28 protein-coding genes and 5 pseudogenes are annotated in these 23,889 nt (G+C 42.5%); 19 read left to right on the forward strand and 14 right to left on the reverse strand.

From position 1 onward, the window contains the following. Positions 1-591, reverse strand: a pseudogene (locus HWQ36_RS18420) (bifunctional DNA primase/helicase); the annotation flags it as partial. 87 nt (positions 592-678) lie between these two features. On the opposite strand from HWQ36_RS18420, the gene HWQ36_RS18425 reads away from it, so the two are divergent. Continuing rightward, positions 679-1,587 (forward strand): DNA adenine methylase, encoded by a 909-nt coding sequence (locus HWQ36_RS18425; protein WP_292705132.1) that lies wholly within the window; start codon positions 679-681, stop codon positions 1,585-1,587. Position 1,588: 1 nt separating this feature from the next. Continuing rightward, positions 1,589-2,323, forward strand: coding sequence for an HNH endonuclease (locus tag HWQ36_RS18430; protein ID WP_292705133.1), 735 nt, complete (start codon positions 1,589-1,591; stop codon positions 2,321-2,323). A gap of 34 nt (positions 2,324-2,357) precedes the next feature. Here the strand turns inward: HWQ36_RS18430 and HWQ36_RS18435 are convergent, their stop codons facing one another. From HWQ36_RS18435 to HWQ36_RS18490, 12 genes are all read right to left on the reverse strand, one after another. Continuing rightward, the gene (locus tag HWQ36_RS18435; protein WP_292705134.1) at positions 2,358-5,579 is read right to left on the reverse strand and encodes a plasmid replication protein, CyRepA1 family; all 3,222 of its coding nucleotides are present in this window, start codon (positions 5,577-5,579) and stop codon (positions 2,358-2,360) included. 115 nt (positions 5,580-5,694) lie between these two features. Beyond that, complete coding sequence (locus tag HWQ36_RS18440) at positions 5,695-6,294, reverse strand: alpha-ketoglutarate-dependent dioxygenase AlkB (protein ID WP_292705135.1); 600 nt, start codon at positions 6,292-6,294, stop codon at positions 5,695-5,697. Between the two features lie 69 nt (positions 6,295-6,363). Beyond that, the gene (locus tag HWQ36_RS18445) at positions 6,364-6,642 is read right to left on the reverse strand and encodes a hypothetical protein (RefSeq protein WP_292705136.1); all 279 of its coding nucleotides are present in this window, start codon (positions 6,640-6,642) and stop codon (positions 6,364-6,366) included. Between the two features lie 25 nt (positions 6,643-6,667). Beyond that, the gene (locus tag HWQ36_RS18450; protein ID WP_292705137.1) at positions 6,668-7,465 is read right to left on the reverse strand and encodes a BRO family protein; all 798 of its coding nucleotides are present in this window, start codon (positions 7,463-7,465) and stop codon (positions 6,668-6,670) included. A 21-nt stretch (positions 7,466-7,486) separates the two neighbouring features. Continuing rightward, positions 7,487-7,945 (reverse strand): DUF1392 domain-containing protein, encoded by a 459-nt coding sequence (locus tag HWQ36_RS18455; protein ID WP_292705138.1) that lies wholly within the window; start codon positions 7,943-7,945, stop codon positions 7,487-7,489. Continuing rightward, complete coding sequence (locus tag HWQ36_RS18460; RefSeq protein ID WP_292705139.1) at positions 7,942-8,340, reverse strand: hypothetical protein; 399 nt, start codon at positions 8,338-8,340, stop codon at positions 7,942-7,944. Before HWQ36_RS18460 ends, HWQ36_RS18455 begins: the two co-directional genes overlap by 4 nt. A 16-nt stretch (positions 8,341-8,356) precedes the next feature. Beyond that, on the reverse strand, positions 8,357-8,566 hold the full coding sequence (locus tag HWQ36_RS18465) for a hypothetical protein (RefSeq protein WP_292705140.1): 210 nt from the start codon (positions 8,564-8,566) through the stop codon (positions 8,357-8,359). Positions 8,567-8,634: 68 nt separating this feature from the next. Continuing rightward, positions 8,635-9,465, reverse strand: coding sequence for a hypothetical protein (locus HWQ36_RS18470; protein ID WP_292705141.1), 831 nt, complete (start codon positions 9,463-9,465; stop codon positions 8,635-8,637). 127 nt (positions 9,466-9,592) lie between these two features. Then, the gene (locus HWQ36_RS18475; RefSeq protein WP_292705142.1) at positions 9,593-9,982 is read right to left on the reverse strand and encodes a hypothetical protein; all 390 of its coding nucleotides are present in this window, start codon (positions 9,980-9,982) and stop codon (positions 9,593-9,595) included. Between the two features lie 26 nt (positions 9,983-10,008). Beyond that, complete coding sequence (locus tag HWQ36_RS18480) at positions 10,009-10,212, reverse strand: hypothetical protein (RefSeq protein WP_292705143.1); 204 nt, start codon at positions 10,210-10,212, stop codon at positions 10,009-10,011. Further along, complete coding sequence (locus tag HWQ36_RS18485; protein ID WP_292705144.1) at positions 10,205-10,531, reverse strand: hypothetical protein; 327 nt, start codon at positions 10,529-10,531, stop codon at positions 10,205-10,207. The genes HWQ36_RS18480 and HWQ36_RS18485 overlap by 8 nt, the downstream gene beginning before the upstream one ends. A 176-nt stretch (positions 10,532-10,707) precedes the next feature. After that, positions 10,708-11,529 (reverse strand): hypothetical protein, encoded by an 822-nt coding sequence (locus tag HWQ36_RS18490; protein WP_292705145.1) that lies wholly within the window; start codon positions 11,527-11,529, stop codon positions 10,708-10,710. Positions 11,530-11,658: 129 nt separating this feature from the next. On the opposite strand from HWQ36_RS18490, the gene HWQ36_RS18495 reads away from it, so the two are divergent. The 17 genes and pseudogenes from HWQ36_RS18495 to HWQ36_RS18580 form a co-directional block, all read left to right on the forward strand. Further along, positions 11,659-11,904 carry a helix-turn-helix transcriptional regulator gene (locus tag HWQ36_RS18495; RefSeq protein WP_242054395.1) on the forward strand — a complete coding sequence of 82 codons (246 nt, stop codon included), beginning with the start codon at positions 11,659-11,661 and terminating at the stop codon, positions 11,902-11,904. Positions 11,905-12,088: 184 nt separating this feature from the next. Continuing rightward, a complete protein-coding gene (locus HWQ36_RS18500) occupies positions 12,089-13,243 on the forward strand; it encodes a hypothetical protein (protein WP_292705146.1) in 1,155 nt (384 codons plus the stop codon). 85 nt (positions 13,244-13,328) lie between these two features. Then, positions 13,329-13,811: a hypothetical protein gene (locus HWQ36_RS18505; protein ID WP_292705147.1), complete on the forward strand. Its 483-nt coding sequence runs from the start codon at positions 13,329-13,331 to the stop codon at positions 13,809-13,811. 86 nt (positions 13,812-13,897) lie between these two features. Continuing rightward, entirely contained in the window at positions 13,898-14,221 is a 324-nt protein-coding gene (locus HWQ36_RS18510; RefSeq protein ID WP_292705148.1) for a hypothetical protein, read from the forward strand. Positions 14,222-14,233: 12 nt separating this feature from the next. Continuing rightward, the gene (locus HWQ36_RS18515) at positions 14,234-14,455 is read left to right on the forward strand and encodes a hypothetical protein (protein WP_292705149.1); all 222 of its coding nucleotides are present in this window, start codon (positions 14,234-14,236) and stop codon (positions 14,453-14,455) included. 43 nt (positions 14,456-14,498) lie between these two features. Beyond that, entirely contained in the window at positions 14,499-16,853 is a 2,355-nt protein-coding gene (locus HWQ36_RS18520) for a tetratricopeptide repeat protein (protein ID WP_292705150.1), read from the forward strand. A 113-nt stretch (positions 16,854-16,966) separates the two neighbouring features. Then, a complete protein-coding gene (locus HWQ36_RS18525; protein WP_366829256.1) occupies positions 16,967-18,073 on the forward strand; it encodes a CHAT domain-containing protein in 1,107 nt (368 codons plus the stop codon). Between the two features lie 38 nt (positions 18,074-18,111). Beyond that, positions 18,112-18,462 (forward strand): DUF5674 family protein, encoded by a 351-nt coding sequence (locus tag HWQ36_RS18530; protein ID WP_292705151.1) that lies wholly within the window; start codon positions 18,112-18,114, stop codon positions 18,460-18,462. After that, entirely contained in the window at positions 18,443-18,799 is a 357-nt protein-coding gene (locus HWQ36_RS18535) for a hypothetical protein (protein ID WP_292705152.1), read from the forward strand. Before HWQ36_RS18530 ends, HWQ36_RS18535 begins: the two co-directional genes overlap by 20 nt. Before the next feature lie 58 nt (positions 18,800-18,857). Further along, entirely contained in the window at positions 18,858-19,037 is a 180-nt protein-coding gene (locus tag HWQ36_RS18540; protein WP_292705153.1) for a hypothetical protein, read from the forward strand. Between the two features lie 464 nt (positions 19,038-19,501). Continuing rightward, positions 19,502-19,666 (forward strand): annotated as a pseudogene (locus HWQ36_RS34395) (NAD(+)--rifampin ADP-ribosyltransferase); the annotation flags it as partial. Between the two features lie 307 nt (positions 19,667-19,973). Next, positions 19,974-21,263: a dGTP triphosphohydrolase gene (dgt, locus tag HWQ36_RS18555; RefSeq protein WP_292705154.1), complete on the forward strand. Its 1,290-nt coding sequence runs from the start codon at positions 19,974-19,976 to the stop codon at positions 21,261-21,263. A gap of 172 nt (positions 21,264-21,435) precedes the next feature. Continuing rightward, complete coding sequence (ybaK, locus tag HWQ36_RS18560) at positions 21,436-21,900, forward strand: Cys-tRNA(Pro) deacylase (RefSeq protein ID WP_292705155.1); 465 nt, start codon at positions 21,436-21,438, stop codon at positions 21,898-21,900. A 173-nt stretch (positions 21,901-22,073) separates the two neighbouring features. After that, positions 22,074-22,283 (forward strand): annotated as a pseudogene (locus HWQ36_RS18565) (four helix bundle protein); the annotation flags it as partial. 175 nt (positions 22,284-22,458) lie between these two features. Then, positions 22,459-22,668: pseudogene (locus HWQ36_RS18570) on the forward strand (four helix bundle protein); the annotation flags it as partial. A 96-nt stretch (positions 22,669-22,764) separates the two neighbouring features. Beyond that, positions 22,765-22,977 (forward strand): hypothetical protein, encoded by a 213-nt coding sequence (locus tag HWQ36_RS18575; protein ID WP_292705156.1) that lies wholly within the window; start codon positions 22,765-22,767, stop codon positions 22,975-22,977. Positions 22,978-23,145: 168 nt separating this feature from the next. Next, positions 23,146-23,448 (forward strand): annotated as a pseudogene (locus HWQ36_RS18580) (IS4 family transposase); the annotation flags it as partial. A gap of 201 nt (positions 23,449-23,649) precedes the next feature. Here the strand turns inward: HWQ36_RS18580 and HWQ36_RS18585 are convergent. Then, positions 23,650-23,859, reverse strand: coding sequence for a hypothetical protein (locus HWQ36_RS18585; RefSeq protein WP_292705157.1), 210 nt, complete (start codon positions 23,857-23,859; stop codon positions 23,650-23,652). Positions 23,860-23,889 lie beyond the last annotated feature (30 nt).

Here is a 23,889-nt window from a genome sequence, read left to right on the forward strand (position 1 = left end):
AAATTTGTCAGGGCTTGCGTCTTCAAACTCCAGCATCACGCCGCAACGCTCATCACTCGTTAGTGTACTGAGTAATTCTTTGACCGCATCAACCCCATTCTCCACCCGTTCAATCGCCAGTCGAGCATAATATTTAACTTTATCCCACCAAGAATTACTGAATCCTGCCTCTGTGTCCATACCCCCCCGATTATTATCTCCATCTTCATTAATGGGGGGTGTGGACGGAGCATTAATCCCATATTGAGACTGCATTCTAGCTTTATGTGCCGCCTGAAGCTCAAGTGATTCTTGCCGCTTCCGTTCCTTCTCTTCCCTCTGTTTTTGCCGATAATCCAGCACCTTCTGGATAAACTCGACATCAGAAGTATTCAGCCGATAATACCTAACCCTCTGTCTGTCCTCCATTGGTCGCCGCGATTCAGTGGACAAGCCCAGTTGTGAAAGATACTGCCCCAAAATCCACATCGGAGACTCCGATAGCGGGATGGTCAGATTGAGAATACCTTTAACGTGAGAGGCATTGCGCTTAGAAAAGTCAGCCAAAGCCTGAATCATCGCCTCGTCGCCTTTAATCTCAACCCCAGCCATCAGTCTTACCAATCTTTATCGCTAGCTTAAGTTCTTAGCTGTTTTAAGTCTTGTGGTAGACTTATTAAGATATTTGCTCTCTTCAAAATGGCTAGTCTTCCACATCCAATTCAATATCAAGGTAGTAAGAGAAACCTTGCTGCAAATATTCTTGGGTTTGTGCCTAGTAGAGTAGGACGGCTGGTAGAACCATTTGCAGGAACCGCAGCAATCAGTATTGCTGCCTCTTTTAAAGGTATTACTCAAGAATTTTGGATCAATGATTTGAATAAACCTCTGGTTAAACTACTGGAGTTAATTATAGAGAAACCAAGTGAGATAGCAGATCAATATACAAAGATATGGAATGACCAGCATGAGGATTCCATATCTCACTATTTGCAAGTTAGAGAAGAGTTCAATAGAACGAATGAGCCAAAACTGTTTTTGTATTTACTAGCTAGATGTGTAAAAGGTGCTGTTCGATATAACTCTAATGGACTCTTCAATCAAAGTCCTGATAAAAGACGAAAGGGAACTCAACCTGAAAAGATGAGAAAAAATATAGAGGGAGTTTCCAAGCTTTTAAAGGGAAAATGTAAATTTACATACTTGGACTATAGAGATGTTTTAGCTGAAGTTCAAGGTCATGACTTTGTTTACATAGATCCACCTTATCAAGGTGTATCAGGGGACAGGGATTCAAGATATGTTTCTAGAATCGATTTTAATGATTTTGTTTTGGCTCTTGAAGAATTGAATCGAAGAACAATAGCATTTGCAGTTAGTTATGATGGCAAACGAGGTAATAAAACATTTGGCAATAATCTACCTGAAGAATTAGGACTTAAGAGAATTGAGATTGAGGTTGGGCGTTCCTCTCAATCAACATTATTAGGAAGAGAAGAAGTGACTGTGGAATCTTTATACTTGTCGCCCAGTTTACTTAAAGAACCTGTTTTAAATATGGGAAGCTATATTTGCAGAGTACCCAAACAGCTTGCTATTTGGGAATGATATGGATAGCCCTCAAAATCTACCTGATGATTTTATAAAGCTTTGTCAATCAGTGACTGCTAAAAGACCAAAAGCTGTAATTGAGCATATTCTGCAATATGGCTTTATAAGTACAGAAGAGCTAAAGGAAAGATACGGATACAATCATCCTCCGAGAGCAGCACGAGATGTTCGAGAACATGGAATTCCTTTAGAAACCTTTCGCGTAACGGGTAGCGACGGGAGAAAAATAGCAGCTTACAAATTTGGAAATTTTGACAAGGTAAGGTTTTCTAGGTTATCTGGTAGAACAGGCTTATCGAAGCAGATAAAAAACGAGTTAATTACGAGATATGGTTGTAAGTGCTTTATTTATCTAGAAGAGGTTGATGAGCGCGAACTACAGATTGATCATCGTGTTCCCTTTGAAGTTGATGGAGAACCAGGGTTAAAGTCTGATAACTTCATGTTACTTTGTGGCTCTGCTAATCGAGCTAAATCTTGGTCATGCGAGCATTGTCAAAATTGGGGCAGCATAAAGGATAAGTCTATTTGCTTGTCATGTTATTGGGCATATCCAGAAAGCTACACACATATTGCGATGCGACAAGTCAGAAGGATAGACCTCATCTGGCAAGGAGAAAATGTTGAGATTTACGAAAGATTAAAACAGCAAGCTATTAGTTTGAACAAAGAAATCCCTGAATTGATCAAGGAAATCATTGAACGAGAAATTAAACGAAACAGTGACAGCTAAGGCTTAGTTGGAGCTAACCGTATAATTGAAAATGTTACACCCCCACCAACCAATCGCACACCACAGACCTACACTCGCTCCCAAATTTAACCCAAACCTGCCATTGCCCCAAGTGTGCGTTCCAGAACGGTTCACCATCAGCAACGCCGACAGCCTCCCCGATTGTGGAGACTAGCTGTTGGTAAAACTTGCCAACGCTGTCGAGTCCAAGGCGCATTTTTAGGTTCAGCCCCTTCCATCCTTGGGTAACAGGACTTTCCACTGGCGTGAGTGTTTGAGGAATTTCCTGGGGAGTGGTGTCAATGACTGGTATAGTCGTACTTATATTATTAGTGACTGACACCGATTCCCTTGAAAACGCTTCATCTCGATTTAACCACTGCCCGAAAATCGAATCACGCTGATCATCAGGTGCAACAAACCGATAAACGCACTCCCGGTTTTCACGCTTACCCAACCGACCAACATAATCCAGTTTCAAATCAATCTTGGCAAGTAACTTCTGTGCGATCGCAATCGGTGTGTGTTTTTCCGAGATACTGACATGAAGGTAATTTTTGATAACGTGCCGATGCGTTACAGCCAGTGCCTTAAATTCCTGCATCTTCTCGTCGCTGCCACGTAACTGAACATCTGGTGTAAGAAACTGCAACAGATTGAGGCTTTCGAGTAATAGTACAGCAGGTAACATCTGCCCCTTGTTAAAATCCGGTTTCCAGATAGCATTATTCCCGGCTTCGGCTTGTGCCTTAGCCCGTTTTGCATCACGAGTTGTCAGAAATTCCCGCCCCAGCGTCAAATAGTAGTGCATCCGCAGTTGAGGATACCACCCATCATCATCTTTCTCAACCAAATCAGGCGTAACTTCAACTTCATAGCGACGGGACAATTCAGCCTTGCGCTGCTGGTGTCGTTCGGTCTTGGTTTTCGCCCTTGTGTCAAGGAGCTTCTTGAGTTCGGCATCAGAGATGGTTGGAGAATCCGCGATCGCCTGACACTCCGCAGTATACAATTCCTCACTTGCCGCTTTAACCGACTCGATTACAGCCCCGCTCTCATCATCATCGGCATCGTCAGCATCGATAACGGTGTATCCATCTTCGACCAAACCCGCAAGCACAGACTCTCGATAGCACCGCATCTCAACGTTAATCACAGAACCACGTTTGCCCCAGGTTTGCAATGACTCCGGTTGAAAATTCTGGTCAATATAGCTCAAATCCGCATTGTCCGCCGCCGACAACAGCGCAATGTTAGCCTGTGTTGCGACGTGTTGACTTCTGAGCAATCCCCCTATGGATGTGGAACCATTGCCCACAAACGACATCCCCCACTCTCTGACCCAAATGTGACGGTCAACAGTTTCCCGTAATCTTGCCAACATCTGACGCACAGAGTTAACCGGCTGCACTCCCTGAAAAATCCCCCAAACACCATCAAAATGTCCTCGAATGTCGATGGATACCCCAGTTTCAAGACTTGGAGAAGCGATAACCAAATCATACTGGGTAAGAATCTCGTTGAGATGAGCGATACAACCGAAAGCCACATGAGATGGATCAGCAACAGATTCGCTATCAATTCTCAGGATTCGCAAGTGAGGGAATTTACGGCGGAACCGTTCTTCAAGTGCTTGGGTTCCCCATTTTGACTTAGCTTTCTGAGCAGAACAGCATAATAAATGATGTCCCTCTTTGGCAATGGCTTTGTCCAGTGCTGCGATAAGATTCTTCGGGTTACTGCCAGAGTAGTTGTAACAATTGCCAGCTACGTGACGATAATTGTTTACGATTACAAACGGGTTAACCCGATATTCTCCAGCGAGTGATAAAACGTACTTCACATCAGTATCTGACACATCGGCACTGGACAAGTAAATTTTTCCCTGACTACTGCCTAAAACATTTTGTACCAGTTGTTTGAGGTTTTTGAGAACGGATACCCGACGCTTTTGCACTTCAGTACCAGAGTTGAGCAAATGCCAGAATACCTGGTCGCATTCATCAATAATAATTACATCATTTGACCAGTCATTGGGATTAAAACGCGCTTGACTTTCGTGATGCAGCGAATCAACGCACACCCCGTATCCTAGCAATGTGCCTGTTTCATTCGTGTGGACTTCGGTAACATAGTTAACACCAAAGCGATCGCATAATGCCTCACCAAGTTGAATCCGATGGGTGATGATTAACACCCTACGTCCAAGGTCATGGGCTTTGGCCACCTCAGTAGACAACCATTGGGTTTTACCAGTACCTTTGGGAGCCTTGAGGATAATCAGCTTTTCACCCTCTGGTACAAGCAAGTGATCCAAGAAGCGCTGGTTAAGTGCGATTGAAGGGGGATAAGTCAGCAGAGTAAACAGCTTAATCTCCCACAACTCCAGTGCAACGGCTGTATTGTAAAGTGCGTCAAAGGCTTCCTTCCCCTTCGCAACGATAAAATCATCAACCCCTTTCTCTGGCCCTAAAGGTAAATCAATCACTCGGAGGGAACAGCCCTCATTTACCAACAGCCGTCCCATGCGACTGATAGCGGTTCTTACCCGTTGGACTGTCTCAGGTTTGTTGTCCTGGTCAAAGCAGATGTTGACCTGTCGCCCCTGTGTTGCAAAATGTTTCAAGTCGGGGATGAGGTATGGTTTGCCATTAGCTGTACCGTACTCATCTTGGGGGGTGCGGTATCCAGCATTAACACCGGGGATAGCGATCGCAGCATAGCCAGCAGTCAATAATGCCCCCGCTTTCTTGACACCTTCCACGATTGTCACTGGTACATTATGCTTTACAACCCAGTGCCAGAAACCGCCAGGGTGCTGTAGGTCTTCTTTAGTGATGGGGATGCCAGAGCGATTTGAGACTTTCACCCAAATGCGATTCGGGACTAGAAGGAAGAAAGCGCGTGTCTCTTCTCTGTACGGGTGTTCATACTTGATGAGTTTGTGGACCTTCTGGCGATCGCGTCTGGGGTGGTCGGGTTTGAAACAGCCCCACATCATTAGGGCGTATTCGTTGAGCGGGTCAACGCCACTGCACCACCAGCCGCCGAGTTCAATGTGCTGGTATTTTTTCAAGTCTCTGTCTCTGAGCCGCCCATCATTGCGACGGGAGATTTTGGGACTGTACAGCAGATATTCGTAGGGTAAAGTTCCAGACAGCGATCGCACATTCAGGGCAATGATTTCTTCGTCAACTCCACTTTTGAGCCATTCAGTTAAGTGTAGAGCTTGAGAATCAGATTCGATTATACGCATATTTCCTCTCTTTTTTGACGCATGGAAATGAAGCGGCATTAGACCCATGCCGCCTGTTCTACTTAAAGTGAAGAGCTTTTGCTGGCTATGAAATCCTCAACAGCCAGCCACAGCGTTATCTCCCGCCTCCGGTGTGGGGTCGAAACGTGAGATTGATACGTGTGCTAACAACTTTGTTGGTCTTGGGAACTTGGTGCAGATGCGTGGACTGACAACCGGGGTGCATCACGAGCAAGCTGCCGTGTTCCAGCCAGAAATCCGTTGGTCTACTATTTCTCGGTTTGATTTGAAATTTGCGACATGAACCCAGGCTTACCGATGCGATTGCAGGGTTAGATCCCATCGATGCTTCATTGTCGGAATGCCACCCGATAGAATCAGTCCCCGTGCGGTATTGATTGCCGATGACGATGCGGAATTTGTAACCAGTTAACACAGTTATGCGATCGCGCAAGTTAGCCAGATTGTCTGTCCAAGTCAGGGGTTTCAAAAATACGCTGTTGGAGTAAAGATAATCGCAGCCGTAGTCCCCGTAAATGCACTCCAGACGGGGAACGGGCATTGTTTTACCCGCGATCGTGATTTGATTCTGTTGCCACTCCAGTTTCAAGCAGTGTTGGTAGAGTTCGTTTGCTTGTTCAAGAGTTAAGAAATCGGGGTAATAAGTGATGGGTAAAACTGGGGTTGATTCAGCAAATAAATTGAGTTGTTGCATGGTAGTTTTCTGCAATTAAAAAACGTGTGCTGAAGCAGTTGCTGTTAGTTTTAGTTGCTGGAGAATACTTCACGTTTCTTGAGATACTTGCTCCCAATACTCAGTAACAAAATCATGGGCTTGCTGTAACACTTGAGGGAGTAAAAATAAGGGGACTTCCCAAGCCGCAATCACACTACCAGCAAAACATTCTGCAAGTTCAATCCGAATACATTCTGGTAAATTACTCTCTAAAAACTTGAGTGAATGATCCTCGTTTTCTGGTAGTTGAACAAAAAAATAATCGTCGTGCATGATATCAGCAACAAGACCATATTTTTCTGCCAAGGTTTTTCGTAGACTGTTCATAATTGTTATTGATTTAGGTAGGTAATTATTGAGAGATGACTTTTACTATTTCGGGCAACCAGCGCAGTTGAAAAACAGTTTGGTTTGAAGATTTGGCAACTGCGGGAACCATCCGCCCCCATTGCTTACCAGATTCAGTAGGACGATAAGGAATTTTCTTGTCATTTGTTCTGTATTGCAGTCCCGAATTTAGTAAGCAGTGGTTAACAGCCCGTGCAGACATTCCTACTACCTCACCAATTTGTGTTGGGTTGAGAAATGCGTCCTCTGCAACATTGGTTTGAGCGATCGCAGTTTTTAATTCATCTGCTGCCGGTTTGAGCGCGGGGTTGACTTTTGTGGCAGCATTAACTGCTAACTGCGCGGTGAGAGATTTTTCTAATCCAGCAAATTCCCCCAACATCATTGCCAACTGTGCGGCTTCGTGAGCAATGGTTGTTTTGGGTTGGTAGTTTTGAAAAGTTTCTGCTTGGTGGGTTTTGATAGCGAAATAACTTTGGGCTGCTGCGATTTCTGGTTTTCGTGGATCTCCGTTCATTGCTACCAAATAACAGGCATAGCGAGAAAGGCGATAGTCACTGGGTACATTTCTTGTATAAAGCCCAGCGTTGGTAAAGTGATTTTGTACTGAGGAGCCAGTGTTTTGACAACCAATTTTGGCTCGGTCGATAGCATCTACAAAACGCTCCCACTTTTTATAACCAAGCAGTTCCATCAACTCTCTAGCTAGCCAGTGTTCATTACCGTTGTCATCTAGGTGACGAATTGTATTAAACGGACTGCTGTTATGATTGCTTTGCTGACTTATCAAGTTAGATATCATAATCGTCTCCTTCAAAACTGCTTAAACATTTACTCGCACCAAACTTTTTTCACCAACTAATGAGAAACGATTCGATATAGTTGGTGTCTTAATTAACGTTGGTGACATCAATTCAACAAGGTAAAACCAAGAATTATGCACCAGCGCAATCCCCAGAATCAGCCGTTGTTTTGTTTCCTTATCGTGAGAACAGAGGATCACTCTTTCACCCAGAACAAAAGTAGGTTTTTGCACGTTGAGGGCTTCTAACTCTCCAGTCCCGATGATTTGGTTTTGTGTAGCGTGGAGGATTTCTTTACCGCAATCAATTGAATAAACCCAACATTCGTGCTTCCATTGCATACCGCAGCAGTAACCGAATCTCCTTGTAGTTCTTAGAAAAACTCTCTCCAGTAAATTAACTGCAACAGGTGGAATTGTTTGACCCCAGGGTGGAGAAAGATACCAGCTTGTTTTTAGTGCGTTAATGTGGTCAATCATGCGAGTTTCCCCACTAAATATTCGATCTTCTCTTTATCAATGGCAGCAATGCGGTTCTTAATGCGTTGAGGTGGATTCTGAAGAAATCGTTTTAAGTCTTTACTCTTGATTTGGTGATATCTTCCAGAGCGTCGAGTTGTGCGTATCCATCCTTTTTTTACCCAAGTCCAAACAGTAGCCGAATTGAGTTGTAAAACCCTGGCGATTTCGCAGCAGTTGTAGTTATCAAGGATTGGACGTGCGGAGTATCCTAAAAAGCGCAATTTGTTTTGAATAGCTGATGTTGAGCGTGTGTATCCTCTTCTCTTTAGCCGATACGCTATTTGTTTGACAGTGTAAAGACAAGCCATTTCCTCAACGATTGCTATTTCTTCGTCAGTCCATTTGGGATTCATTTATTACCTCCAATGTTTATGCAGATTTAGGAGAAGAATTTTCTTGAACAATCCGAGCGCTAATAGATTCAAAATCTACTTGAAAAATGTTCATCTCAGTCTGCATTCTCCCGGTGTTATAGCGGTCTACGATGTGCTGCTTAATTGCGGATTGATTCAGCCCATCAGGGATATCGATATGTGCTTCGCTGGTGATTTTTTCAACAACTGTAACGATGACTTTCATGGTTTTTATTCCCATCTGATTAATTTAGGATTCAGAAATGAAACTTCTTCTGAACCCTGTATGCTGATTTACACTGCTCCTACTTTTGCCGCTTGCACCTGCTGCATCCATGCGTTGATTGCTGCTAACTCATCCGCACCATTAGCAACAGCATCAATAACCTGCTTTTGATACAAAGATTCTGCATGATTGGGATATTCACACTTATCTGCCGCCCAAGCCAAACACATTGTTTTTACCAGTTCATTAATCTTGGTAATATGAAGTAGACTTGGGCGGTCAACATCCTGAAATTCCAACCACTCTTTGACCAAATCAAGTGGATAATCAAGCAAAGTACGAATATTTTTAACTCGCAAATCTTGAGGATGTACTGGTTGAGGGACTACGCTAAGTTTTGGTGTAGATGGGATAGTTGAGGATGTTCTACCTAAGCGAGATTGAATGTCATGAATGATGGTTGCCCAATCAGCATTTTTGTTCCATTCCCTTTCAATTCTGCTTTTAGTTACTGCGTCGTAAAGATTGCAGAAAACCGTATTTTGTTCACCAGCATTAGCAGCAATAATCAGTGGCTTAGAAAAATCCTGTACACCTGATGCAGCCAAGAGAAAGCTTTTAGTGAAGTTTGTTTCAACACCACTTCTGATGACATAAACTTCATCAGCACTCACTACAATGTCCAGCTTGAGATTATCCTTTCCTTTGAACTCTTTAGTCGTAAATCGTAGTTCAGACAGATAACCAGTTAATGCTCTTTGGGAAACAGGGATGGTTTTCTCCCTGTCAATATCGTAGTGATACCAGAGATATGATTCACCACCTAACTCGGCATTTTTGACATATAAATAGATGGGTTCGGGAGGGTTAGATAAACCTAGTTTTATTTCAGCAATCATCTTTCACCTCGGTTAAGTTTCATGGATTAGTAGTCTGTGTGTAATAATGGAAATTCTGTAGCGGGAGAAAAACTTCCGTAGTAGCAATCGTTTGAATATTGACTACATTCAGACGATTGCTTTTGTACTAAAGAGAAGGCTGTTGATTCCGGTCTAGCTCCCATTGCAAATAGGTGAGTGCAGTACTAGCATCGGCAATGTTTAAATCTGGCTGATACCCTGCTGACAAGAGTTGTTTGTAGTCTGGGTGCGTAGCAATTTCGGATATCAGGTTTTGAGCTTGTTCAACTAGGTGGTAGAGATGTGGGTTAGACATTTCTATGCCCAATCGTGAACATAAATCTTCTGCTTTCACTCCCATGATTCCTGGTTCAATCTCCGTTTCCAACTCTTCAAGCAGAGATTGAAAATTAGGGTGTTCATCATTAATTTCAATCTCAAATAAATCTGCACTCTTTGTAACGACAGTTGCCCAATGGGGTAAAGTCTGTGCAATGGTTTTCGCGTAAAGTTTCATAATTGTGTCCTCTGGGATTAATAACCCTAAAAATCCTCGGCAATCTCTAACAAAAAGCCGCGTCCTGTGTTCTGTACTTGCACCAGTTCTTTATCCAGCAGAGTTTGAATAACTGAATCTGAGAATTGGAATTGCAACCGATGTAATGGCACACAACCGCCACAAAGCTGAAGTAAACGCAGCAAATGATTTGCTCTACGTTCAAAGCTGTTGTTTACTTGATTAGCCATTGTTTGCACCTCTGGTTAATACGGTTAACTGTCGGTTGAGAATATTTATCTGCTGTTGATAAAAGTCAATCTCTGCGGTAATTTGTTGGAATAACTCTTCTGGTGTAAGCGGTTGGATTTGATCCTCTTTCAAGTACGATATTTCATCAGAGTTTTTATTAGGCATCAGGACATAACGCCAACCAGCATCAAATTGTTCAGCCAACTCTGTACCAGAGGGATAGTAGTAAAGTCCTAGAATCAAGCCTTGTTGTGTACGCTGATCCAAAGCAAAGCGTGGGTAGGGCCAGTGTTGAGGGATCGAGATTGTGGGTTGCATAGATGAATAAGTGAATGAAGGGAAAATGAGAGAAGAATTCAGGAGTCAGAATTCAGAAGTCAGAATTTCGGGAAGAGGTGGGAAAAAGAGGAGAAAGGAAGGCAGATTTTATTAACTTCTGCACCCTACTCTTTGTTTTTTTACTGACTCCTGACTCCTGAATTCTGACTCCTGAATTACGCTGTGACTAACTCCGTTCTCTCCAGCAGCCGTTGCAATTTATCGCCAGTTAGCTGCTCTAACGGTTGCTCTAAAAAGTATTCATCAAAAACGGATTTACTATCAGTAGACACGTCCACCATCGACAACGATTGAACTGCTTCCATTGCAGAATCACAGGGTATGCGCTGGGTTTTGTCTGCTGCGCGTGTGAACCACCAGTCGCCGTCAGTGCATCCCACTTCGCCCAGTTTCATGTCGTTGTGGTAAATCCCATCGGTGAGGATTTCAAAACCGTACTTCTCGCATTCGTCGAAAATCTGCGCTATGACTTCGTTACCAGTGGTCGCAGTTTCTTCAACCTCAGTTTGTGTGGGTACTGGTTCCTTGAGTGTTCCATCTTGGTGATGCCATTCAATGAAGCGGTTGCATCTTGCCCAGGTGTTAGCTCGGAATTTTTCAGTGCCGTTGACTATCACTACCCAAGGCTGGGTTAGATTGTCGTCATAGCTAATGCTGGCTACCAGTTTGTTATCAGCATAATATTCGTGATGGTCAAACGAGATTTCGACTATTGTGAGGAGTTCGGGAGCTACGGCTTGAGCTTGATCAGCGATGTAGCTGTCGAGTTCGGCTTGGGCGAGGGCTTGTTCGTCGGGGGCAGCAGGGGCGAGTTTCTGAATCTTGCTTGCCTGATATTCAGCGATCGCAGTGATCCAAGAATTCTTGCAGCGTTTGTCGCTTACTTCGGCTGTGCAGGCGATTTCGCTGTAGATTTGCTTGAGCCGTGCAATCGATTTCAGTTGCAGCTGTTGATAAGTGTAAACGGCGTGAGTCATAATTGGAAGGCTCTTTAAATTTAGGGCAAAAGAAGCGCTTCAGATTCGCAGTCAGGGGCGCTTCTCTTATGTATCTATTATCCGCTAGTTAACTGCGCTTGTCAACTGTGTTAACTAGCTGATATTCTATTGGTATTACTATTTGTTATGGATATGAAGGGGTTAAGAGAAAAAGCAGGGTTAAGAACAGTAGATGTGGCATCAAGGTTAGGAATTGCTGAGTCAACTGTCCGTAACTGGGATATTGGGCGGCACACCCCCAGGTTGCCAATTGAAGACATACCCAAATTTTTGGAAGTTTACCAATGCACTCTTGAAGAAGTTATTGAGGCTGCAAAGGAAAGCAAAAGGAAATTTGATGCTTCCCATAGCTAATGAGACTTGAACCATTTGGCACTCATAATTAAGCATAAATACTCTATACAGCAGACACATTGCTTTCAAATTGTCGATAAAAAGCTATCTATCCCTAACCTAGAAAACGCTTCGTAAATTAAATCAGTGCTAGGGGTTGACCTTGATGTAAATCTGAAAATAGTGAGAAGTAGGAAGCGAAGACATGCAAAAGCCATTCTCTAAACGCAACAAACCTACTTCCACTGTCTCTGCTGGCTCAGAACCACCAGTTAGCAAAACACAGCAAGATATCTCTTCCCAGAATAATCAGGATGTAGTAATTCTGGATGTTCCTGCTGTTGAAGTACCGGAACTAACCGAGCAGGAAATTAGCGATCGCTTGCATTTAGAACGCAAGGTGGAACGTGCATTTTTTGAGGCAGGCAAGGCATTGGCTCAGTTGCGCGATCGCAGGTTATACAGATCCACTCATCGCACATTTGAGGAGTATTGTCGTGATAGATTTGGATACACCCATCGCCGAGTCAATTATCTAATAGCTGGTTCTGTAGTATTTGACAACATAGTGACGGGAACAAATTGTTCCCAAAATGAGGAAGTGGATGAAACGGGAACAAATTGTTCCCAAAACGAGGAAGTGGATGAAATGGGAACAAATTGTTCCCAAAATGAGGAAGTGGATGAAACGGGAACAAATTGTTCCCAAAACGAGGAAGTGGATGAAATGGGAACAAATTGTTCCCAAAATGAGGAAGTGGATGAAACGGGAACAAATTGTTCCCAAAACGAGGAAGTAGACAAAAATCGACCTAACCCCTCACGAATCCTGCCAAATAATGAAGGACAAGTGCGCCCCCTGGCAAAGCTAGAACCCCAGCAGCAGGTTGAAGTTTGGCAACGGGCAGTACAGAAGGCTGGCGGTAAAGTTCCCAGTGCCAGAATTGTAACTGATGTGGTGCAGCAGATAATGGAACGTACCAGAATACCCAACACCTACCAAATTGGTGAAATCTGCCAAATTTTAGCCAAGGATAATCCCGAACTGAGAGGCAAAGGTGGCTGTTGGGGTATCGTTAATCATGTGGGCGAATTCAGCTGCGCCGTTAGAACTTGGGATGGTGAGTACACGGTTGGTTTACAGCACCTCAAATCTTACAATTACCTGCCTGCCGAGTGTGAGCAGATGCGGGAGATATGCGATCGCATCAGTCGGGTGTATTCGAGTGGGCTGGAGGATTCGGTGCAGAAGTTTTTGGAGATGCTGGGAAAGCTGAATCGGGCTTATTTGACTGCGCTGGAAGAGAAATTGTTGAATGTACTGGAGTCTGAATACGGGGGAGAGATAACGTGGTCGTAAAATGCTTTGATCGGCTAAAGCAGATTAATTAACCTTTTGCGTGTTGCTCAAAGTAAGATGATTAGCCTTTAAAAGATAGTACTGAATGATGAACAAACTCCCAACAAGTTACTACGATGCTGAGTTTGGACAGATTATAAGCGAATCCAACTACTGGACTTTAGCACAATGTGCTGTTTTGGGCGATCGCTGTGTACCGATTTGCGTGGATTTTGAACAGGGGCGGATTGGAGAACTTTCATCGCTCCAGCGTAAAGCTATTGGGCAAGCTCTAACCTTGCCAAGCGATGTGTTACATATCACTGCTCCTGTTGTGCTGCAAAATTATGATGTATATCGTGAGATGATTGGAGATGAGTCAATGCCGCCACTGGCTAATCCCATTCAGGTCTGGGAGCAGGTCACTTTTTCATATATCTATGTGTCGCCACACATTGAGTACAACCTGCATATTGCTACCTTTAAGTTGATAGCTGAGTGTGACTGGGAGCCGGAACACGGCTTAGAAGTGCGCTTTCGCAATGGAGTGGCAGATGATGCAGATCAGATAGGTGAAACAGGAGAGTAAAAACTATCTTGTCTACGAGATGATGTATTTAAGGAGATAATCCCCAACTGAGAGGCAAAGGTGGCTGTTGGGCAATTGTCAGCGCAGTGAATGACTTCAGTTGCACCGTCAAAACCTGGGATGGAGAGTACACGGTATCTTTGCAACACCTGAAGTCCTTTAACTATTTGCCTGCCGAGTGTCAGCAGGTTCAGGAGATTAGCGATGCCTGCGGGGGGCTACGCCTACGCATCAGTAGGTTACGGGAGAACGAGAACTTAGAAGAAGCTGCCCGTGCTGTTCTCAAGCACTTAGAGGAGTTGAAGCGACCGTATTTGACGGATGTGAAGGACAAGCTGTTGGGTTTGATAGAGAAAGAGTACGGCATTATAGATGAGATACCACGTAATTTTCAATCAATCAAGGACTAGGAGAAAACAGTAATGCAGAGTATAAAGTTATGTTCTCATGTTGAGGCTGATGGGATTTTACACCTTGATATCCCATTGGGAATAACAGACAAAGATATAGTTGTAATGGTGATTTATCAACAACTAAAACCGTCAACAACCGCAAAAACACCAGAAGAATTGGGATGGGCACCCAATTTTTTTGAGCAGACTTATGGTAGCTGTCAAGACGATCCAATTGAAATAAGTTACTAATCGGTTAATATTCATAATAATTGCAATAATTGTCACCTTTAGTATGCGTTCTCAAAAGCTGGCTTTGGATATTGTTACCTTAGCGGGGAAAAGCGGGATTAATTCTATTTGTAAAATTACTGTTTGTCTGCTGCTATTGCTAACTTTACCAGTGTCAGTTGTTACTGAAAGTCGGGAAAGAGCGATCGCGAAGCGCTGCTGCGTTGGCGTAGCCTCTCCGAAAGGAGGAGCGCAGATCGTGCAAACGCAGACCGAAGACGAACAAAGACAACAGAAGCTAGAACTCCAGGAATTACTACGACTGTCTCAGTTAGGCGTAGAACAGTACAATAAAAAGTTATACCAAGAAGCATTGGAGACATTCCAAAAAGCTTTAGCTATCGTCAGGAAAATTAAACAGGGTTCCGCAGAAGCAGCTACTCTCAATATTATTGGGCATACTTACCTTAACTTGGGACAACACTCCAATGCGCTTAAATATTTACAACAGGCTTTAACTGTTTCCAAACAAATTGGTGAAAAAGTTTCGGAAGGAAAGAATCTTAATGATATTGGTTTAGTTTACGACAGGTTGAAACAATATAAAAAAGCCTTAGATTTCTATCAACAAGCTTTGAATATTCGCAAACAAAACGGTGACAAAGCTGGGGAAGCAACTACACTCAATAATATTAGTTCATCATACTACGATTTAGCACAATATCCTAAAGCTCTTGAGTATATGCAGCAAGCTTTGGCAATTCGCAAACAAATTGGCGATCAAAAGTTAGAAAGAACTATTCTCTACAATGCTGGGTCGCTTTACGACAAATTGCGACAATACCGCAAAGCATTGGAATTTTATCAACAGGCTTTGGCTATAAATCGGCAAATTGAAGACCAAGCAGCAGAAGGAACAACTCTCAATGATATTGGCTCAGTTTACATGAGCTTGGCACAATACCCCAAAGTGTTAGAACTTTATCAGCAAGCTTTGAAGATTCGCCAACAGATAGGTGATAAAGCAGGAGAAGGCTCTACACTAGGCAATATTGGTAATGCTTACTTTAGTTTGGGAGAATACCCTAAAGCTTTGGAATGTTACCAGCAAGCGAGAGAAATTTACAAAGAACTTGGTGAAAAAGCAGAGGAAGGCATTGCTCTGGGTAATATCGGATCAGTTTACCAGGTATTAGGAGAAAGCTCCAAAGCACTGGAATTCTTACAAAAAGGATTAGTGCTTCTCGAACAAATTGATGAGAAGAAGGAAAAAGGAACCGTTATAAACAACATTGGGGTAGTTTACCGCAAGTTAGGAGAATACCCTAAAGCGTTGGAACTCTTGCAACAAGCTTTGACGATTCGTCAACAAGTTAGTGATAAGTTAGGAGAAGTCCCTACCCTCAATGGTATTGGGTCAGTTTATTATAGCTTGGGACAATATTCCAAAGCTTTAGATTTTTACCAACAAGCTTTGGGAATTTGCAAACAGGTTGGCGATCGAGCAGGGGAAGGAACTACTCTCAGCAATATTGCTTCAGTTTACGACAGCTTGGGACAATATCTTAAAGCTTTGAAGCTTTATAAACAAGCTTTAGATATTCACAGAGAAATTGGTAATAAAATAGAAGAAGGGAATACTCTTGACAGCATGGCGGGAACTGCCAATATTTTTGAGCTAAAACTTGAAGCTTTGAAGCTTTTCCAGCTAGCTTTAGATATTCGCAAACAAACTGGCGATCGCTTGGGAGAAGCTACTACTCTCAATAATATCGGGTTCGTTTACAACAGTTCGGAAGAATATGCCAAAGCTTTGGATTTTTTCCAACAAGCTAGGCAGAAATATCGACAAATTAGCAATAAACCAGGTGAAGGAGCCACTCTCCATAATATTGGGTCAGTTTACGACAGTTGGGGACAATACCCTAAAGCGTTGGATTTTTACCAACAAGCATTGGTAATCAACAAAAAACTTGGTAGTAAAGACGAAGAAGCAGCTTCTCTCAGTAATATTGGGTATGTTTATCTCCGAACAGATAAATCAGCAAAAGCTATAGAGAATCTAAGCGCAGCGGTTGATGCTCTAGAACTGCTCCGTCCCGGACTAAAAGATGCTGATAAAATCTCAATAATTGACACTCAAATAAATGTATACGAAGTTTTACAACAAGCATATATAACCCAAAATCAATACGAAAAAGCTTTAGAAACCTCGGAACGCGGACGCGCTCGTGCATTTGTGGAGTTATTAGCCGAAAAACAAAAAACGCAGATTCAACTAAAACCCACCATCAACCTACTTAAACAAATCGCCAAAGAACAAAATGTCACTTTCGTAGAATACTCAATTATTGATGAAAGATTCAAAATTGAAGGGAAAAACAATGGCTTGAGTCACAACTCTATATTTGGGTTATAAAACCCACAGGTGAAGTCACCTTTCGTAAAGCCGACCTCAAACGCCTTTGGCAGCAACAAAATATCTCCCTCAGAGATAAAATTGCCCAAACGCGTCAGTCGATTGTTACAGGTATGAATGTTGCTAGTCGTGGTAATAATAACATCACTTTTACATCAGGCGATCGCGTCAAACTCAATGATGATGATCCAGACTGGGAAGCTTGGCAAGTAGTTTCAGTAGATGTTAAGAACGGTAAAATCACTATCCGCTTGCCCTCTTGGGAGGCAGAGAAAGCAGCAATAGAACGTCCAATAACAGATGTTCTAGAAAAGGTGACAAACAGCCCTAGCGCAAACGCCAAAAACACGCAATTACAAGAACTTTATCAGTTACTTATCCAACCAATTGCAGACTTACTACCAAAAGAAGAAACAGCCCACGTCATCTTCATTCCCCAAAATGCCCTATTTCTCGTACCCTTCCCAGCATTGCAAGATTCATCGGGACAATACTTAATCGATAAACATACCATCCTCACCGCTCCCTCGATTCAAGTATTAGATTCTACTCACAAACTCCGGCAAAAACTTACAGGTTCAGCCAAAGATATCTTAGTAGTTGGTAATCCCACAATGCCCAAGGTTTCTTTAAAACCTGAAGAACCACCTAAGCAGTTAAGTACGCTTCCTGGTTCAGAAAAAGAAGCTCTTGCAATTGCTTCATTTTGGAAGACCAAAGCTTTGATTGGCAATCAAGCTACTAAAAAGGCAGTGTTGCAAAAACTGCCACTAGCTAAAATAATTCATTTAGCAACTCATGGCTTATTGGATGATATTCAGGGATTGGGAAGTTCTATCGTCTTTGCTCCTGAAGGAGAGGATAACGGTTTGTTGACAGCAGAAGATATCCTAAATTTGTATGCACAACCACAAGGTTCTGCTTTAAGTGCCGAATTAGTTGTTTTAAGTGCTTGCGATACTGGGCAAGGTCGGTTAACAGGTGATGGAGTAATTGGGTTATCTCGTTCCATAATTGCTGCTGGGGTTCCCAGTGTGATAGTTTCTCTGTGGTCGATACCCGATGCACCCACTGCTGAGTTAATGACAGAATTTTATGAAAATTTCCGCAAAAATCCTGATAAAGCCGATGCTTTGCGCCAAGCGATGCTGACGACGAAGAAAAAACATCCCAATCCTGCTGATTGGGCAGCTTTTACTTTGATTGGAGAGTCTGAATAACTCAAGTTTGCTTACCATATTGTGCTAGGGGTGTAATATTGGTACTGATTATCAAAGAAAGGGCGACGCTAGAACAGTTTGAGCAAATGCTGCAAACTCTGGGACTTTATATCAAAATAGCAATAGACATAGAAAGAGGTATTTTAGCGGGGGGAGGGGAAAAGCACGCCTACTGTGAAGCAGCATTACTCGAAGATGGTAGTAGACAGCGAGATATTTGGGGTGCAGACTGGATTCCATTTAACCAATCAATAGCTTACGAATCAATTATTAACATCCGCCCTAGTCAAAATAATCGCTCAATGATAATTCAAAACCCAGAGATTCGAGAACGTGTTAAAAAAATTGCTCAGGAGTTAATAGGTGGATATGAACCAGAAAGGGGATGATAAACAAGCACGGTTTCAAAGCGAAAATACGTCAAATCGCTTAGGACATATCGCGTCCAATTTAGCTAGGTTAAGAACATTTTGTAACACTGTTTACCCGGAAGCAGTGGAGAGTGTAGCAGATGAAACTATATGTTTTATTGAATGGACAGCAGCAGAAATTGAACCAGAGTATGCCGAAGAATTGGTTAGCATTCAAGTTCAACTAGCACGATGGAAATTAAAATTTGACAGTCTTTGGTCTGAAGAGAGCGAACGGAAAAATATGTCCGAGCAAGCGAGTACTTGGTCACAGAGGGTATTAGATATGTCAGGTTTATTGTCCCAATCTGCCTAAATCTCCTATTACTTGTATCCAAAATGCTAGGATTTCACCAAAAATGTGAGATTGCGTAATGCGGTTCATAATTGCAGACATAGCTTATACGCCAGATTGCACTAACACCCACAACAGCGATCGCGCCCTCAAGTCATCAAAGTATATCCCCAAGCGGTTACTGAAGTGCATTCAGGAGATGGAGGGGAAGAAAGTGGCGTTGAGGGACATTTTGCAGTTTTTGGAGGTGAGAAGATGATGATTCTAAGGTTGAGTTCATACAGAATTACACTAAACGTCAGTTAAGGCATAGCAGGGGCAACTGAGTCGTGGTGTTAGACATTGTGCAGCGCATAATGGAGCGAACCAGAGTACCAAACACCTACCACTTGGGCGAAGTATGCCAAGTTTTAGCCAAGGACAACCTTGAACTCAGGGGTAAGGATGAGTGTTGGTGTGAGGTAAAGGTTATTTGCAGCCGCTCAAGCGAACTGTTAGCAGTAGTTACGATGCACTTCAACGGACTAAGGACAAGCAACTAAATCGAAATTACAATCATTACCAGACAAAGTAATCATGGAATTCAACCCAAACAACAATGTTGTTAAACTCTGTCTTCAAGGTATGGGCATGGAAGAAAAAGGCAAACCAGAAGAAGCAAGTAAACTGTTTCTTCAAGCCTGGAACGAAGCGACACACGACTTTGAAAAATTTATTTCAGCCCATTATACAGACAAAAAATTTCCCGGCAATCCGACACGCTCATATCGCTCCCAAGCACCATTAAAAATCGTTGGCGAAGTCACAGATTGGGTGAGACAAACACCTGAAGAACTCCAAAAATGGCGTGAAAAGTTGGCCAATAACAAAGGAGAAATTATTAATTAATTTCTAAGATTCCCACATCCTGCTCACCGATTGAAATCAACGGCCTTATTTAACGGCTGTCGAAGAGAAATTGTTGACGCTTCTAGAGTCTGAGTACAGGATTTGTTAAGCCTCTGAACAATTATGGCAATTTTGCATCCGATAAGTAGGAAGTGCAAAAATTACGTAGAATCTTATTTTGGAAGTAAAAAACAGTTTATTAGCAGGTTACAATTTAGCTTAGGTTGAGTACAATGTAGCAAAAAATATATTATTGCTACGGAAATAACTATGATGGATTGGAAAAAGCTCCTGACACCTCAAAGGCTTGGTAGGACTGAACAAGAAGATATTCGGCCGTACCCCGTTTTTAAGAGACTATGATCGTTTGGTATTTTCTTCCCCTTTCCGCCGCCTCAAAGATAAAACACAGGTTTTTTCCTTACCCACAAATGACTATATTCGTACCCGTCTAATTCATAGTCTTGAAGTTTCTTGTGTTGGCCGCTCCCTTGGTAGGATTGTGGGCGATGAAATTATAAAAAGACACAAGCTTGATAAATATGGTTACAGTCCGTCAGACTTCGGTGAGATTGTGTCTGCTGCTTGTCTAGCTCATGATATTGGTAATCCTCCCTTTGGTCATTCTGGAGAAGATGCCATTCGTACAGCATTTCAATCTTGGTATAGTTCTGTTAACCAAATGAAAGAGGAACTACTTACCGAGTTTCAAAAAGCTGACTTTGATTTATTTGAAGGTAATGCACAAGGATTTAGGATTTTAACTAACCTTGAAATGGTTCCTCAAAGAGGGGGGATGCATCTCACTTGCCCAACTTTAGCTGCTTTTACAAAGTATCCTAGAGAATCTTTAATACCAGAATCTATCTTAAAAAATTCCACAAGTAGAATTCCTAAAAAACATGGTTTTTTTCAGGCAGAAAAAGATTTATTTGCTGAAGTAGCAAATACAGTTGGGTTAATTCGCCGTCATGATAATGCAGCATGGTGGTGTAGACATCCACTTGCTTTTTTGGTTGAAGCAGCAGATGACATTTGTTACTCAATTGTTGATGTAGAAGATGGACATCGTATGGGTTATATATCATTTGAGCAAGCTAAAGACTTGCTTAATAAGATTGCAGATATTGATATTCAAAAAGATGATGATAGCAAGGATGAAAAAATTAAACGATTGCGTGCTAAAGCTATTGATAAACTTATAAGAGAAGCAACTCAAATTTTTTTAGATAATGAAGTAAAAATTCTTTCGGGAGAATTTGAAGAAGATTTATTATCTTTAAGTGATTATGCAAAGCATCTAAAAGAAATTGGAAAACAAACTAGTGATACTGTTTTTCAGCACCAGGATGTAGTTAGTATCCAAGTTGCTGGATACGAAGTTTTAGCCAAGTTATTTACTGAGTTTGCTAACACAATCTTCAATAATGACAATAAGTCCAAATTAGTCTATCAAATGCTTCCGAAAGAATATCATCTAAGTTTGGAGGATGATAGCTATGAAAAAATTCTGAAAATTACAGACTATATATCTGGTATGACTGACTCCTATGCTACTAAACTATTTCAAAAATTTAGCGGAATTTCATTGGGATAATTTCATTGTAGGAGCTACCTATTTTATATAGGTATAAAATTTAGGTTTGCAAGTAATTAAAAATAAGTTTTATTATCCTGTTGCTATTGAATAGAGAATTTCTATAAAGCAAGGATATATTTTTACAAGCTTGAGAAACTAAGATATTAAAGCTTAAAATAACGAAAGGTTGATGAAAACCAATGCTGCTCGACTATTGGATAAACTAGGTATTTCCTACCAAATCCTGAGCTATGAAGTTAACCCTGACAATCTGGCTGCTCTTAGTACAGCCCAGAAAGTGGGACTTCCCCCAGAGCAAGTTTTTAAAACTCTAGTAGTCAGAGGTGACACAACAGGTATCTGTTTTGCTGTTGTACCGGGAAATGCTCAGTTGGACTTAAAAGCTTTAGCTCGAATTTCAGTAAACCGCAAGGTTGAGACAGTTGCTCTGAAGGAAGTCCAGCCACTAACAGGATACATCCGTGGCGGTGTGACAGCTTTAGCTAGTAAAAAAGACTATCGAGTTTACCTTGATGAAACAGCAACCCTATTTGAGAAGATCACTGTTTCTGGTGGAATGCGAGGTATGTTGCTTCTGCTATCGCCAGATGATTATTTACGTGCAGTTAATGGCATATTGGGAGCAATTGTATAAAATTAGTACAGAAATTTTCGTAAGTTAAATTCTAAAAGCATAAGGCGATCGCTACTCAAAGAAAGCTACACCGCAAAGATTCCGTGGGTAGATTGTGACTGCTCGAAAGGGAACAACGCGATTTTGTGAGAATTCTGCGTTCAAGTCAGGAGGCAGGAGGCAGGGGGCAGGAGGTGTATAATGATGTAATTTCTCCCAACTTCCTACTCCAAACTTGTTGCGCCATGAGTTACAGAGAACAATTTATTTGGCAGCGTGGTGTCAAGCTTGCCATTAACTGCTATCGACTTACCGAAAAATTCCCGAAATCTGAACTTTACGGATTAACTAGCCAGATTAGACGCTCGGCAGTTTCCGTGCCATCAACAAGAAAGGCAGAGGGCAGGAGGCAGGAGGTTACTGCCTCCTGCCTCCTGCCCTCTGCTGCGACCTCTCAGGGAGCAAGGGTCTGAGTCCCCCACCATAATCTCCGATTTGGTGGCTAAGAATTGAGCGGGGTTAAAGCCCCGTTCAAATTCTTCCCTTCTGCCCTCTGCCTCCTGCCTCCTGCCTTCTTTACATATAGCTGAAGGTTATGGAAGACGGACGCAGAACGAATATATCCAATTTCTACACATTGCTTTAGGTTCGCTTCGAGAACTTGATACTCAGTTGATTATTTCTAAGGAAGTCGGATTAGTATCGCCTGAATTATTTACTCCTGTTTTGGAAGAAGTCGATAGGTTTCAAGGAATTTTAGTGTCAAGCATTCAAAAGATCAAGTCTTAAAACCCTTCTGTCTCTTGCCTCCTGCCTCCTGCCCTCTGCCTCCTGCCTCACCTCACAAAATCGCATTGCTCCCAGGCGTAGTAGGAAACAACACAGATGGAACAACTTTTTGCCACCCTCAAAACTGCTGGTTTAAATCTCGAAGCTACCCAATTAGAATCGATTGCTGCCATTCAACGACTGACTGTATTAGCTTTGTCCGTCGCTGTGCGAATTTTACAAAGAAAGGCTCCAGCGCTGAGGGCAGAGGGCAGAAGGAAAGAAGTACTAATAAAAACTTTAGTTGTGGGTTATTGCCCACTAGTATAAAAAGATTTGTGTCGAGCGGAAAGTGCCAGGAGACACAAGGGAGCCAGTGCGGTCTTGGGATGCATCCCTTGTGGAGCATCTGGCCTCGTCCTTATTTCAATCCCGCGTTTTTAAACGTGGGTTCCATAAAAGCCTTCTGCCTCCTGCCTTCTGCCTTCTGCCTTCTGAAAACTGATTCAAGGACGGGATAACCCTGATTTACCTGCTACTATTGCTTTTTCTCATGAGCAACAGCATTGTTTGTCTAGTATTTCACCAACTTTAGAGGGGAAAACTCAATTGCAACAAAATCCCTATCCGCTTTCCTCTCTTCCTTGGGCTACTTGGATTATTGCTCGACTTGGTGGTTGGTCTGGTTACAAGTCTCAAAAACCTCCTGGTATTACTACTTTGGTTCGCGGTCTTGAGCAATTTGAATCCACCTTTTTTGGGTGGAAACTCGCTCTGGGCAAACTTGTGTGTACACCGTAGCCTACGAGGAGAGGGGCTGGGAGAGAGGTCAAAATTATACTGCACCCAAGCGAGAACCGCTATAAAACCTCTTATTTGTTCTCAGCGATCTCTGTGCCTCTGCGGTTTAAAAGTTTTTTAACCACAGAGGCGCAGAGGACACAGAGTAAAGAGCTTAAAATCATTAGATATAAGTAGTCAGACATAATTAATTACACAATGTCATTGCGAATGGAGCAATTCGCTTGCGGCTGAGATTGCTTCGCTCGCAATGACTGTAAATATTTTTGTCCAAATAATCTTAATATATAGTGCCCAGCATTCTCTGTGGGCAATGAATGAGATCAAGCGATCGCTCTCACTAGACCAACACTTCTGCGGTAGGGTGCGTTGTCGCCCAGCGCAACGCACCAAAACATGATCAGATCGCACCTCAAGTTGTCTCAAAAGTGCGATCGCCCT

This window comes from Nostoc sp. NMS2, from assembly GCF_017115105.1.
Lineage (GTDB): Bacteria > Cyanobacteriota > Cyanobacteriia > Cyanobacteriales > Nostocaceae > Nostoc.